The organism is Sphingomonas sp. S-NIH.Pt15_0812, assembly GCF_003951315.1.
Taxonomy (GTDB): Bacteria; Pseudomonadota; Alphaproteobacteria; order Sphingomonadales; family Sphingomonadaceae; genus Sphingomonas.
Window position 1 is genome coordinate 1 of record NZ_QLJH01000050.1, and the last position, 13,502, is coordinate 13,502.

Below are 13,502 nucleotides of genomic sequence, written 5' to 3' on the forward strand. Positions count from 1 at the left end.
AAGCAAGGGTACTGATCGAGGCGTGGCGCCGTCACTACAACACCGTCCGGCCGCACAGCAGCCTGGGCTACCGGCCGCCCGCACCACAAGCGGCGACACCGCCATTGCCGGCCTCCGGTTCCGCTTCGCTCCACCTACGACCGGCAATGGCGGCGGAGACGACAATGCACTAACTAATAACCCGGACCACCCGATGGGGGCTGCTCAACGGTACCGCAAGAGCTCGATGTGGGTGTTCTTCTCAACAGAGTCATGCGACGTCCGCCATTGTGGCTTTTGCCTGCTGCGACGTCAGCGCCGCACCGGCTGACGCTGAGACAATCAGGCCAATAGCCAACCACTGAGATCCGGCTAGAGCCTCACCTAGGACAACGAAACCGACGAAAGCGCCGACGGCAGGCTCAGCGCTTAGCAGCGTACCAAAGGTGTTGGTTGGCAATCGAGGGAGAGCGATGATCTCAAGCGTATAGGGCAGCGCGCTCGAGACCAATCCGACCGCCACACCGAGGGCCAGAACGTCCGGACGGAGCATCGCAGATCCGGCATGATAGATGCCAATCGGCGCCGTTATCAGGGCCGCAATCAGCATGCCGCCAGCAACCGCCGCAGTGCCATGATTTTGTCCGGCGCGCTTACCTGTCACAATGTAGATCGCCCAACAGGCTCCTGCCGCGCCAGCAAGCGCTATGCCTCGCCAATCCAGATGTGCAACGCCGCTCCAAATCGGCAGCAACAGCATAAGGCCGGCCACAGCTAAAGCGATCCAGACGAAATCCATCTTTCGCCGGGAGGTCAGCAGGGCAACGGCAAGAGGCCCGGTGAACTCGATCGCGATGCCGATACCTAAAGGGATGAACGTCAGGGCCTTGTAAAAGGCCAGGTTCATGATCCCGAGCATCAGCCCGTACGGTAGAAGGGAGTAAAAGTCTGCTCGAGAGAACGTCCGCCATGGGCGGAAGATCGCCGACAATGCACAGGCACTCACCATCAGGCGGAGCGCAGTCGCTCCCTCTGGGCCTATCGCGGGAAACAGGCCCTTCGCAAATGAGGCGCCTACGCTGATCGATAGCAACGAGCCGGCCAGTGCGACAACGGCCACAAGGTCAATCTGCGGGCGGGTGGGCATGGAATTCACTGGAATATTCATGACGCAAAAATACGAAATCAGCTGAGCTGTCGTGATCGATTTTCGTCCATCAGCGACTATAATTATCGCACCTTGTACTCCTCGAAGGAAATCCGGTCGCCATGGATTCGCTCGATCGCAAGCTCCTGAAGGTGTTGCAGGCGGACACCCAGCGGCCCATGGCTCAGGTGGCGGAGGAGGTCGGCCTCTCCACGCCTGCGTGTTACCGCCGTGTGCGCCAGCTCCGTGCCGCAGGCATCATCGATCGCGAAGTCGCTATCGTCCGCCCGCGCGATTTGGGCTGGCCATTGACCCTTCTAACCATGGTCACGCTGGAGCGCGAAGGTGCGCGGACGATCGAGGAGATGAAGCGTGTGCTCAGCGCTGAGCCGGAGGTGCTGGAGGCTTGGAACGTCACTGGCGATCACGATCTCGTCGTCAGGATCGTGGCGCGCGACATGGAAGGATATGACGAGCTGGTGCAGCGGCTATTTTCCGCCGACGACCGCGTACGTAGCTTCAAGACCCTGGTCGTGATCCGCGAGATCAAGCCTTCCAGCCCTGTTCCTGTCGACGAGGGCTGATCCACGGGTGCGCAGCCATGAGGCAGCAGCCGTATGTGGTCCAGCGGTACAGCCCCGATCAACGCCTAACGCAACTATCTAGTTACGTTAGGCGTTGATGCTGCTTGTTACCTCACGGAGAAAATGATGACGATCAAGGCGACCATGGTGATGCTGGTGGCATCAGGAAGTGTGCTTGTGTCTGGTTGCGCTTCTGATCGTGGCGAGCGCCGGGCTGCGACGCGCGGCGCGCTGTTCGGTGCAGCTGGCGGCGCAGCCATTGGAGCTCTGACAGGCGGTGATATCGCCAAGGGAGCAGCCCTCGGCGCTGCAGGGGGAGCCGTTGTCGGAGCGGTGACCCATGACGGCCGGCGTCGCGATGTGTACCGTGACGGCCGTGGTCGCCGCTTCTGGGTGGACGATCGCGGCAGGCGCCATCGCGTTCGCTGAGAAACTAGGTTGGTCGGGCCTGGTGTCGCACCAGCGCCGGGCCGCTTCGCTGGAACGAGGGCGAAATAGCCTACGGAAGTGGCCCCATGCAGGCGCGATCTTACCGGGGGATCTAAACCGGTTCGATGACCGTCTGCGTGATGCGCCACTTGCCATCGATACGCCGATACTCGTCGCGAAATGCCTTCAGACAGATGGCTGTCTCAGGCTCGGAAATTGGACCAGCTCCTAAATCCATGACGTAGCAGCGCCCGGACGCTGTCCCATCTCCTGCGAGGTGGATGTCATGACGAACAAGGGCATGTGCAAAGGGACGCTGTCGGCTAGCCGGCGCTTCGAGTTCGCTGCATCCCGCCTCCAGGCTTACCTTGATCGCTGGCAGCCCAGACATGGTCGTTGTGGAAGCGATCACCTGAGCATGAGGCGCGAAGACGTCATCCAAACCTTCGAGCCGGCCAGCCTCCATGCTGAAAGCATAGCGACGGCGAAGCTGCCTGATCGCCTCCATGTCACAAACCGCCTGGCGCCGTTCGTTTGTAGCATCGTCCAACGTCAACTCATCATCTCCATCAAGGCTAATCTCCCGCGATGAACGCGGCTTTTGAGACTCGAGAGGGTTATGTCGGCTTCCTGCGCCGCCTCCTCGTATGAAAGGCCATCAACGGCAACGAGACGCAGCGCCGAACCTTGGTCGGGTGGTAACCGATCGATCGCAGAGCGGACCTGATTGAGTTCGACAGCGGCGGATTGCCCCTCGTTCCTGGCCAGGCTGATCTCTGCAGCGCCTTCGTGAAACTCGCCTTGCCACCGTGCCCGCCGATAGTGGTTGCGGAAGGCATTGCGCAAAATCGTGTAGAGCCATGCCCGGAAGTGCGAGCCGGGCTTGAACTGGCTGCGCGCCCGCCACGCCCTCAAAAAGGTCTCCTGAACCAGGTCATCGGCAAGGTCGCCGTCCTGACACATCCTGCGAGCGTAGGCCTGCAACGGCAGTCGCATCTTGGCGAGCTGATTTCCAAACTCCGCTTGCGTGAAGCCTGTACCGGCAAGATGGTCGATATCTGTTGGTGCAGCGGTAATGCATCACCTCTGGATTTTGACGGCGTTTCGACACCCTGCCGGATTAAGCTCGCCCCGGGCTGCGGGCAGCCGACGCGTCTGGTTCAAGCGATGCCGAGACCCAGCTTCAGGGCGGCAATTTTCGCAGCGTTGAACTGGCTGACCACCTTGGTATCGGTCTGCGCATCGAAGCCGTGATAGGCTCCGGGAACGACGACGAGTTCGGTCGTGACCCCTGCGGCATTGAGACGCTGTGCGTAGTCGACGTCTTCGTCCACAAAGAGGTCGATCGAGCCCACACCGATAAACATCGGCGGCAGCCCATTCAGGTTCTGCACCCTTGCAGGCACGCCCGCGATCGGTCCGGAGGCGAGGCCCGGAGTTCTGCCGAGGAAGCACTGCCATCCAAATCGATTGCTCATCGGGGTCCAGAGCAGCCGACCGATATGGGCAGGGACCTTACGGCTAGTGCCGGTGCGATCGTCCAGCATGGGATAGATCAAGCACTGGAACGCGACCGGAATTTCTCCGCGATCCCGCGCTGTGATGGCGAGAAGAGCGGCATGGCCACCTCCTGCGCTTTCTCCCATGATCCCAATGCGTGCCGGGTCGACGCCCAGGCTTCGTGCATTGCCGTGCAGCCACTTCAAGGCGGCGTAGTTGTCCTCGACAGAGCCGCGATAGGTCGTCTCGGGGGCAAGTCTGTATTCCACCGACACGGCGAGGCAATCGAGCTCCTGAGCCGTCTTGAGCAGACCGCCCAGTGAGCCACGCGCGCTACCAGAGGTGAAGCCACCCCCATGCATGTGCAGGAGTGCGGGTCGAGTGCCAGCCTTGCCGCCATTCACGATGTAGATGGTCACCGGAGGAGCGCCGTCACGGCCAGCGATCACACGTTTCTCATGAGGAACCTCGGCAGGCGGCCCGCCATATTGCTCCACCATGAGCCGATCCCGCTTGAGATTGGCAAGCGAGGGAGGCGTTTGATTGCGGAGCATCGGCAGGAATTGCTTGGCCATCGGCCGTAGCTCAGGATGAACGTACGCGAGGTAAGCCTCGTCAGGTGACTGAGCCAGCACCGTCTTTGCGCTGATGAACGGCACGCTAGCCGCGGCCGCTGACAGGCCCTTTATGACGCTACGACGCAACATGGCTGAGGATCCTCGCTCTCGTATCTGCCGACAGACCTCGCTCGTGAGAGCGCGCAAAAGAAGGCGTCGACCATTCCACCCTATAAGAGCAGCGTGTCGGCAACGCAACTAGACAGTTGCGTTAGCTGTTGCCATAGTTGGTGATGCTGGTCACGCCGGCGAGAACGAGATCGAGAAGGCAGCACATCTGAAACCCGCAGCTAAAACAGAAGCGCCAGCGGCCAAATCGCTGGGGGGGCGTCCTACGGCGGAGCGTGCAGCTGAGATCGCTGGCACGGTGCTGATGGCCACGATCCAGGCATTCGCTGAAAACGGGTCCGACTTCAGTATGGATGAGGTCGCCAAAATGGCGGGCGTCAGCAAACAGGCCATCTACCGTCGCTGGACCAGCAAGTACGACCTCCTCGCTGATGCCGTGTCGTTTGGCCTGGACCAGATGAACCGACACGAGGAGGAAATCGTCGCGGACAATCCTCTTGAAGCTCTTCGACAGGTTAGCTGGCAGCGGATGAATGGCGATCCCCAGCTTGGGACCCGGCTTGGCTTTTTCCTCGTTGCTGAAAGCTTCCGGAACGAGGCGATCAGGAAGCACCTGAACAATCTGCGACCAAAGGTGATCGGCGTCTTCCTCCGACACCTCGAGGAGTTGGAGCGCATCGGATTGCGGGCGGAAGGGGATATCGTCTCTCAGGCAGAGATCCTCAACGACCTTCTCACCTCTGCCACGCACAGCCTGGTCATCAGGGGCACGGCAGGCGCCGCAGAGATGGCACGCGAGTTTGAGACTCGCTGGCATGCGTTCTGCAGGATAGCCGTTAAGTGAACCGCTGACCGGCGCGGCCGGCCACGATTTCGGCAATCTACATCGATGGTGAACGAGTAGCTGGCCGCCCCGGCCTGGCTGACGCGCACACTCGTGCGCGCTGCAGGGTCCATCAGCATTTTCCCAACTAACGCAACTAGCCAGTTGCGTTACTAGTTTAGTTAGGGCAAAGCGGCCTCAGACCGCAGATCAGCGCCGCAGAAGGCCGACGCGGCAGACCACATGGCTCGTGGTCTCAGCACCCAGGAGTAATGCGTATGAAGATGGCAAAGCTGATCGGGAGCGCCGTTGCGCTCAGCGTTTTATCGTCTGTCCCAGCGGCTGACGCTCAGAACGCGAACCGTGAGTGGCGGCGCGGCGCTATCGTTGCACATAAGAAGGAAGAGAAGCGCAAGGACGACAAGAAGAAGGGCACTGTAATCGGCGCAGGCATCGGCCTGCTCGCCGGCGCGCTCTTCTCGGGTGGTGACCCGTGGGCATCGCTTGCGGGCGCCGCAGCTGGCGGCGCGGTCGGCAATGTTACGTCCGGCAACAAGAAAGATCGCGACCGCCGCGACGAATGGCGTGGCGACCGCGGTCCGGGCTGGCGCAACGATCGGCGCGATAATCGCAATGATAACTGGCGCAACGATCGGCGCGACGATCGTCGTCCCGACTGGCGGCCGACTGAGGGTCGCTGATCTCTCGCCCATCGACATGCCGGGTCCAACTCGTACCGAGGATATCACGTGAAGATCAAAATTCTGTTCGCAACAGTCGCGGCCTGTGTCGCTGCTGCCGCGACCGCTCAAGCCGATGATGCCACCAAGCGGTACATCGATGCTGGCTTTGCAGCCATGGACATCAACAAAGACGGCAAGGTTGAGCCTGCCGAGTTCGACCGGTTCATGCGTGCCCGTCTCGCTCGACAAGGTGCGAAGTTCGATCAAACGTTCGGCCAGCTCGACAAGGACGGCAACGGCACGATCAGTCGATCGGAAGCTCAGTCTTCAAGCGCGATCATGGCGAAATATTTCGACTTCATCGACGCCGATAAAAGTGGCGGTATCAGCAAAAGCGAACTCCGGTCGGCCATGATCAAGAGTCAGGCTGAAGAGGTCACAGGTAAGTAACCGACCAAGCCGTCGCCTTCTTGTCCGAAGACGCCGGTCAACGGCTTTGTCCAGCTGGTGCGTCCGCTTCGCCGCTTACGCCCATCGTGCTCGGCACCCGCAAACGAAATCAAAAATCAGACGCCGAGGCGATGAACGCCCGGCCTGTTGGAGACCTATCCGTGCGTACTTCTATCCTGATCGTGTCCGCGGCTGCAGCCACCGTCCTGACGTCGCTGCCAGCCTATGCTCAAAGTGCGCCGAACGCCGGCCTGCGCGTCGGCATTCTGGGTGGTCTCGACATCGTACGGCCAGGGAGCACCGAAGACTCTGATGTCGACGGCGATGATCAGAGCACCGAAGGTGTCCTGTACGGGGTCGACGTCGGCTTCGACATTCCGCTTGGCGGGCTCGTCCTTGGCATCGAAGGCGAGTGGAGCGACTCCACCGGCAAAATTAAGGCAAACCGCAGCGATCCTAATTTCTTCGGCTACGGCACCGTTGCGTCCGGCCGGGACCTGTATGCCGGTGGCCGCCTCGGCTTCGTCATGGCGCCCGGAACCATGATCTACGCAAAGGGCGGCTACACCAATGCGCGCCTGAACGTCATCGCCGGCAGCAGCACAACCCAGACAGACGACACTTTCCGTCTCGATGGTTGGCGCGTCGGCGCAGGCGCCGAACAGGCGCTCTCTGCCAACACCTATGCCAAGCTCGAGTATCGCTACTCGAACTACAACGACGCCGAGCTCGCCTTTCGCGAGGGTGGCACCAGCAACGCCTTCAAGGTCGATACCGATCGTCACCAGGTCGTCGCTGGTCTCGGCATCCGGTTCTAGGATCCTAACGTGATCAGGCCGGTGTCCGCCAGAAGCGGGCACCGGCCTACCACACCAGGCGGCCAAACCGTGGCGGAGCCGATCGCCCGATCGCGGGTCGACCGACCATACAGGTGCCGCCTCCCGGCGACATCGACAGCATTAAAGGTTCGCTCATGACGCGACTACGCAAGGCATGGACCCTTGGGCTTTGCCTGTCGTCGGGAGTGACGAGCGCCTCCGCTGGCGCAGCGCCGGGTGGGGCTCTGTCGCGTGCCGACGAAGGCGGTGGGCTATTTGCCAACCTGGCCAATGACGCTGGCGCCGGCCTTGCTTTGATGACCCGGCAGCTCGCGCAGCCGGTGCCGGCTACCGCAAAGCTGGCCGGGTTCTTCGTGCTGATAGCCCTCGCCTTCTTCGTCATGCAGCCGGCGCGGAGCTGGGCGCTGCAGCGCCTTTCCGGGTTTTTGAAGCGACAGCATAGTCACAGCAAACTGGCGATCTTCGGGCGCGCACTCGGGGCGGTCCTGATCACTCTGGCCTGCGTCAGCGTGGGCGGGTTGCTGATGCTGATGGGTGTCGTGCGCTACCTGCCGATCCTCCCCGAGGTAAAAACCCTGGTGGGGGTTCTCTTCGCCGGCGTCGTGACGTCCGGTTTGGGGCTTGGCCTTGGGAGAGCGCTCCGCTCCCCGGACGCCAAGGAGCTGCGACCGCTGCAGCTACCCGCAGGTCTCGGACAAACCATCGGCTTCTATCCATTCGCTGCCGCCATCATGCTTGGCACCGCGACCTTTATCGATCAGGCATCACGCATCCTCGATGCCTCGCAGTCATCGTGGGGGGTCGCACAAGCGGTTCTGGCGATCGCAGAAGCCCTCCTGATCGGTAGATTTCTGGTCCTTGCCGGGCGCGCACGTGAGCGCGTCGTTTCGGCTGCGGCCGATGATCAGGGTCCCAGCCTCCCGGCCATTTTCAGCCTCACCGCCGTCGTCTGGACGGCGCTGGCCGTCGCGCTCGGGGCGCTTCTGCTTGGTCACACGCGCTTCGCTGTGCTCCTGCTGCAGGAGATCCTATGGGTGGCGCTGATCCTTACCACCGCGTGGCTGATGACGCGTTTCATCGACGCGCTCGTTGCGCAACTCCTTGGCGAGGACAAGCGAGCGGCCAGGTTCGCGACCGGCGTGGTTGGCGTTCAGAAGACGCGGATTGATCAAGGTGCGCTGCTGGCGAGCGCAATGCTAAGCGTCATCGTCTGGCTCTTCGCCCTGCTGCTCGTCCTGTCGCCTCTGCAAGGAGGCGGGACCACCGTGGTAGCGCAGGTCCGTCCCAGCCCGATGATCGCCGCGCTGCGCACGATCAACCTGTCACCACAGACCATCCTGACTGCCATTGCCGTCCTCGTTGGAGGCATCGCAGTGACCCGAATGATCCGGGGATGGCTCGAGCGGCGGTTCCTTCCGTCGACGAACCTCGACATCGGTGCTCGTACGTCGATCACGACCGGCCTGAGCTACGTCGGCATTATCTTTGCGCTGGTCGCAACCAGTGGCACGCTTGGATTGCAGCTCGAGAAGATAACCCTGATCGCCAGCGCCCTGACCGTCGGCATCGGTTTCGGGCTCCAGGCGATCATCCAGAATTTCGTCTCCGGTGTCATCATGCTGTTCGAGCGGCCGGTGAAGATCGGCGACCGAGTGTCGGTGTCAGGTTCGGAAGGCAAGATCCGTAGGATGCGTGTCCGTGCCACCGAGCTGGTGGCCGATGACGGCTCGATCGCGATCATACCGAACTCGGCATTTATTTCGACAACCGTGGTGAACAAGTCCGCTGTTGAGGCGCCTTCCGAAATCGCGCTCACGGTCACGATCACTGGTGCTGTAGACGCCGACGGTGCGCGTAAAATGCTGGCGCAGCACCTTTCACATTCATCCTCCGTCAGTCACGAGACATCGCCAACGATCCGGCTCGAGAAGTTCGGGGCGGTTGAATGGGTCTTCGCGATATCCGTCGAGCCCTCCCGGCAAGCGCAGGGCCGCGATGTCAGAAGCGACATTCTTTTCGGTCTTTCAGCCATACGAGCGGATGGGATTACACTGGCCGCGTGCTGAGCGGGGGCAGCACCCGTTACCTCGATCTCACACGAAACACGAACACGCTGCTAATTGGCCTGAAAGACGCTCATGACTCATCTCCCCTATCGATTGACACTCATTGCAGTCGCCTCGTTGCTGCCGTACTCGCCGGCAGCTGCGCAAACTTTCGTCGATGTCTTCGCCGGTCGATCGGCGCCTGAGCGCACAGCGGCATCAATCACCGTGGATCAGGCCAGGATCAACGGTGCGGTCGTGCCTGCTCAGCTGCGTGTCGATGTTGAGAGCGTGAAGCCGACGCGCTCAACGATATACGGGCTGCGCGCCGGCCATTGGTTCAGCTGGTTCGGTATAGCCGTGGACGCTGCCACGCTGAGCCCCGACCTTGACCGACAAGCCATTCGAGCGACCGCAAACCTACGCTTCGACGAGCAGGTCTTTGGTGAGCAGGTGACCATCGATCCTGGTCAGTCGGTCCGTGTGGAGATCCCTCGGATAAGGGTTCCGACCACCGCTACGATTGCCGCAGTCGCAATGATCCGAGTGCCACGAGGGGGGGGCCAGCCCTACATACTCGCGGGTCCGGCATACCTCATCACCGATAGCGATGTCAGCGGCTACTGGGGCGTGCGCGCCGGCATTGGCGCCAAAGTGCCGCTTTCTCAGCATGTCGCGCTTTTCGGTGAGTACCGGTACACAGGCGTCAACAATGCGCGCGCAGTGGCTGGTCGAGTGGCTGGCTCGGCACAAGGAATTTCCGGATCGACCGGCGACATCCAGGTTGGCATCGACGTTCGCAACCATAGCTTGGCTGGCGGACTAAGCTTTCTGTTCTAGGACTGCTGCGGCCTCTAATACCGAAGATAGGCTGACCGCCTTTCGGCCGCCGATATTCGACCTGATTGCTTGTTGATCAACAGCTGTCGCCACCTCCGAAACCGAGCTCCCAAAAGGTTTTCTCACACATGCTACCAAACCGCCCACTAGCTGTGATCTTTGATATGGATGGAACGTTGCTCGACACTGAAGCGGTCTATCATTCTGCGCTTCAGAAGGTTGCTCAGTCCATGGGGCGCGAGCTGTCAGAGCAGATGTTCTTACAACTTGTCGGACTGCATCGTGAGGACAATGAGCGGCTCCTCCGACAGCACTGGAGCGAAGATTTCGATTTAACGGCGTTTCACGCGGCATCTGACCAGCTGTTTGACGAGATGTGGCGAGCAGGTGTGCCGTTCCGTCCGGGCGCGATTGAGGTTCTCGATAGCCTTCGGCAAACGGAATTACCGCTTGGGCTTTGTACGTCCTCGAAAAGCCCTCTTGCAGAAGAGCGGCTTTCCGTTGCGGGCATTCTTGATCGATTTGATCAAATTGTTACCCTCAGTGACGTTGGCAATCCGAAGCCTCATCCCGAACCATATCTGCTTACCGCCAAGCGGCTTGGTGTTTCACCAGAAAGCTGCGTTGTCATAGAGGACTCGCCGAATGGCCTGCGGGCCGGTGCTGCGGCCGGGATGATGACAGTGCTTGTTCCCGACTTGGCGCCAGCTACACCTTACACCAAAGCTTTGGCCACTGTGGTGCTCCCCAACCTTTTTTCAGTAAGAGACCTGATTGCAGCGACGCTGTCAAAGCCTTGTAGTTCACCAAACGGGCATCCAGTTGCTCGCAAACCCGGTTAATAAATCAATTCGGTAATCTCGTCGCTGATATGGCTGGAGCGCATACGAGCGTCACAGTGTGACGCCAATTCGAAGTCGGTGAGCTGCTATATCGACTATGGAGCGTCTAGCTTCCCTGATGGTTAGAAGCGCCACACTGACGAGGAATCATGCGTGAAGCTCTACCCGCGCCATCAAGCAGGACTAATGACGTTGGCAGTGTGCCATGGCGGCGTCGAATGAGCGGATGTGACTTCGACCGGTTGATTGTAGACAACGCAACTGACTTCGCGATGATCGCTACCGACGTGAGTGGTCAAGTGACCCGGTGGAGCCGCGGCGCTGAGAAAGTGCTTGGCTGGACAGAGGCCGAGATGCTCGGTGAACCGCTCAAACGCATCTTCACACCAGAAGATCACGCCATCGGTCGGCCGCAAACCGAGATGCGCCTTGCGCGCGAGACCGGGAAAGCGAACGACGAGCGTTGGCATCTGCGACAAGACGGGAACCGTTTCTGGGCTCAAGGGGAGATGACGCCCTTGCAATCCCCCAACGATGAGCTTCAAGGATACGTGAAGGTGCTGCGGGACCGCACCACCGAGCGGCTTCGCGAAGAACGACTGAGCCTGCTCGTAAAGGCATCCGACGGCTTGCTCTCCGGGTCTGACCCCGACGCAGTTAATCAGGCGATTCTGGAAAGCGGGATCCAGACCCTCGGCTTTGATCAAAGCTTCACCTACGCCCTCAGCGAGGACCGGGACCATCTTCGCCTGATCCACTCAGTCAATGTGCCGCCAGAGCAGCAGGAACAGCTCCGGCATGCTCCTTTTACGCTGCCACTCTGCGGCATCGTGGCGCAGCAGCGTGAACCGCTCATCTTGAACAAGACGCAGCTGAGTTCAAATTCTCGCTACGATTTCGCGTACAAAGAGGGCATTACTGCCTACGCCGGATATCCCCTTCGCGGCCGGGCCGACCTGTTCGGTGTTATATCTTTCGCCTCGTTTCACTGCGATCAATTCGACCCCGAAGCGCTGACCTTCTTTTCGACGCTGGCCCGTTTTCTGGCGGTCGGGCGGGAGCGGCTGGAGAACGAGAAGACACTGCGCAACCTGGCGCACCAACTCGAGGTTCGTGTCGATGAACGCACCCGCGAACTTCTCAAAACTGAGGAGACGCTGCGGCACTCGCAAAAGATGGAAGCTATTGGGCAGCTGACGGGCGGGGTGGCACATGACTTCAACAATCTGCTGACGGTGATCCGCGGCTCTGTCGACCTCTTGCGGCGTGGCAATCTCAATCCCGAGAAGCAGGCTCGGTATATCGACGCCATCGCTGACACGGCATCCAGAGCAACGAAGCTGACCGGCCAGCTTCTCGCCTTCGCGAGACGTCAGGCGCTCAAGCCGGAGGTGTTCGACGCGGTAAGCCGGGCGAACAGTGTGGGAGACATGCTCGACACCGTTACGGGCGCCCGTGTCGCCGTACGGCTCCGGTTGCCAGAGACACCATGTTATGTGCGTGCCGACCTCAGCCAGTTTGAAACGGCTTTGGTCAACATGGCGGTCAATGCGCGTGACGCGATGGATGGTGTCGGTACGCTGACGATCGAGGTTCGATGTGGCGCCGCGCTGCCGCCACTTCGCGGCCACGCCGGTTCTCCTGGCAAGTTCGTCGCTGTGTCGCTGACTGATACCGGCAGTGGCATCACGTCTGGGGACATGCAGCGCATTTTCGAGCCGTTCTTCACGACGAAGGACGTCGGCAAAGGCACGGGGCTTGGTCTCAGCCAGGCATTCGGTTTCGCCAAGCAATCCGGCGGTGACATCGAAGTGACGAGTGTGGCAGGCGCCGGGGCAACGTTCACGCTCTACCTGCCCGAAGCAGAGCGTGGCCACGAAGTGATCGATGAGAGCCGAGCAGGGACCAGCAGCGGCGAAGGCGCCGGTCTTTGCGTTCTCGTGGTCGAGGATAACGAGGAGGTTGGTCGCTTCTCGACGCAGGCACTTGAAGAACTAGGCTACAAGACGCGCTGGGTTTCTACGGCGGAGGAGGCGCTGGAGGTTCTCCAGGGAGGAAAGGCAGGCTTCGATGTCGTCTTTTCCGACGTCGTCATGCCAGGGATCGGAGGGCTTGAGCTTGCCAAGAGGCTCTTGCGCGACATGCCAGAACTACCGGTGGTTCTCGCCAGCGGCTACAGCCACGTGATCGCCCAAGAGGGAAGCCACGGCTTCACCCTCGTCCATAAGCCGTATTCAGCCGATGAAGTTTCCCGAGTGCTTCGGGCGGTGACAAGCGACAGCGCCCGCTGACTTTCCGCATAGGGTCAAATCTACGCACTGGACCAACGGCTTTAGTTAGACATAGCACCGGAAGAGGAGGAGTCCTCCGACCGGACGACCCAAATACAGTCGTCCCGGCACCCTTCCCTGCCTCCCAACTTCAGCCGTTGGTTCAGCTTGATGCGGCTCCACCTAATGGGGGATGATGTTCGGGGGTCTGTCTCAATGATCGAGGGCTGACCGGATGTAAGCGTGGTGTGACGACCGCAGATCAGGCAGCTTGCGCGGTCGGCCGATCTGCTGGCGGCATCCAGTTCCACGGCATGAGTTCGTCCCAGCGGCTGGCTGGCCAGTCGCCCGCGACCCTGGCGATGACGTCGGCGATATAGGCGAT

At 60.7% G+C, this 13,502-nt stretch carries 16 protein-coding genes; 11 read left to right on the forward strand and 5 right to left on the reverse strand.

Annotated elements, in window-relative coordinates; translation table 11 throughout:
* On the forward strand, positions 1–173 hold a 173-nt coding region (locus BRX43_RS18635), incomplete at its 5' end, for an integrase core domain-containing protein (RefSeq protein ID WP_206433231.1).
* Positions 174–250: 77 nt separating this feature from the next.
* On the opposite strand, the gene BRX43_RS18640 is transcribed toward BRX43_RS18635, so the two are convergent.
* On the reverse strand, positions 251–1,147 hold the full coding sequence (locus BRX43_RS18640; RefSeq protein ID WP_206433281.1) for an EamA family transporter: 897 nt from the start codon (positions 1,145–1,147) through the stop codon (positions 251–253).
* Between the two features lie 101 nt (positions 1,148–1,248).
* Here BRX43_RS18640 and BRX43_RS18645 point away from each other — a divergent pair, with 101 nt between their 5' ends.
* Positions 1,249–1,710, forward strand: coding sequence for an Lrp/AsnC family transcriptional regulator (locus BRX43_RS18645; protein WP_125996575.1), 462 nt, complete (start codon positions 1,249–1,251; stop codon positions 1,708–1,710).
* A 126-nt stretch (positions 1,711–1,836) separates the two neighbouring features.
* Positions 1,837–2,139: a hypothetical protein gene (locus BRX43_RS18650; RefSeq protein ID WP_206433282.1), complete on the forward strand. Its 303-nt coding sequence runs from the start codon at positions 1,837–1,839 to the stop codon at positions 2,137–2,139.
* Between the two features lie 112 nt (positions 2,140–2,251).
* Here BRX43_RS18650 and BRX43_RS18655 read toward each other — a convergent pair whose 3' ends face one another.
* From BRX43_RS18655 to BRX43_RS18665, 3 genes are all read right to left on the reverse strand, one after another.
* Positions 2,252–2,695, reverse strand: coding sequence for a nuclear transport factor 2 family protein (locus BRX43_RS18655; protein ID WP_125996576.1), 444 nt, complete (start codon positions 2,693–2,695; stop codon positions 2,252–2,254).
* Complete coding sequence (locus BRX43_RS18660; protein WP_125996577.1) at positions 2,692–3,135, reverse strand: sigma-70 family RNA polymerase sigma factor; 444 nt, start codon at positions 3,133–3,135, stop codon at positions 2,692–2,694. Before BRX43_RS18660 ends, BRX43_RS18655 begins: the two co-directional genes overlap by 4 nt.
* Before the next feature lie 164 nt (positions 3,136–3,299).
* Positions 3,300–4,346 carry an alpha/beta hydrolase gene (locus BRX43_RS18665; RefSeq protein ID WP_125996578.1) on the reverse strand — a complete coding sequence of 349 codons (1,047 nt, stop codon included), beginning with the start codon at positions 4,344–4,346 and terminating at the stop codon, positions 3,300–3,302.
* Positions 4,347–4,629: 283 nt separating this feature from the next.
* Here BRX43_RS18665 and BRX43_RS18670 point away from each other — a divergent pair, with 283 nt between their 5' ends.
* The 8 genes from BRX43_RS18670 (at position 4,630) to BRX43_RS18705 (ending at position 13,138) form a co-directional block, all read left to right on the forward strand.
* Positions 4,630–5,169, forward strand: a complete 540-nt coding sequence (locus BRX43_RS18670; protein ID WP_164523680.1) for a TetR/AcrR family transcriptional regulator — start codon at positions 4,630–4,632, stop codon at positions 5,167–5,169.
* 257 nt (positions 5,170–5,426) lie between these two features.
* Positions 5,427–5,849, forward strand: a complete 423-nt coding sequence (locus tag BRX43_RS18675; RefSeq protein ID WP_206433283.1) for a hypothetical protein — start codon at positions 5,427–5,429, stop codon at positions 5,847–5,849.
* Positions 5,850–5,897: 48 nt separating this feature from the next.
* The gene (locus BRX43_RS18680) at positions 5,898–6,281 is read left to right on the forward strand and encodes an EF-hand domain-containing protein (protein WP_125996580.1); all 384 of its coding nucleotides are present in this window, start codon (positions 5,898–5,900) and stop codon (positions 6,279–6,281) included.
* 20 nt (positions 6,282–6,301) lie between these two features.
* Positions 6,302–7,099 (forward strand): outer membrane beta-barrel protein, encoded by a 798-nt coding sequence (locus tag BRX43_RS18685; RefSeq protein WP_241215068.1) that lies wholly within the window; start codon positions 6,302–6,304, stop codon positions 7,097–7,099.
* A gap of 155 nt (positions 7,100–7,254) precedes the next feature.
* Entirely contained in the window at positions 7,255–9,186 is a 1,932-nt protein-coding gene (locus BRX43_RS18690) for a mechanosensitive ion channel domain-containing protein (RefSeq protein ID WP_125996581.1), read from the forward strand.
* Between the two features lie 72 nt (positions 9,187–9,258).
* Complete coding sequence (locus BRX43_RS18695; RefSeq protein ID WP_125996582.1) at positions 9,259–10,005, forward strand: outer membrane beta-barrel protein; 747 nt, start codon at positions 9,259–9,261, stop codon at positions 10,003–10,005.
* Between the two features lie 128 nt (positions 10,006–10,133).
* A complete protein-coding gene (locus BRX43_RS18700) occupies positions 10,134–10,847 on the forward strand; it encodes an HAD family phosphatase (RefSeq protein ID WP_125996583.1) in 714 nt (237 codons plus the stop codon).
* 218 nt (positions 10,848–11,065) lie between these two features.
* Complete coding sequence (locus BRX43_RS18705) at positions 11,066–13,138, forward strand: ATP-binding protein (protein WP_164523678.1); 2,073 nt, start codon at positions 11,066–11,068, stop codon at positions 13,136–13,138.
* 241 nt (positions 13,139–13,379) lie between these two features.
* Here the strand turns inward: BRX43_RS18705 and BRX43_RS18710 are convergent.
* On the reverse strand, positions 13,380–13,502 hold a 123-nt coding region (locus BRX43_RS18710), incomplete at its 5' end, for a transposase domain-containing protein (RefSeq protein WP_164523679.1).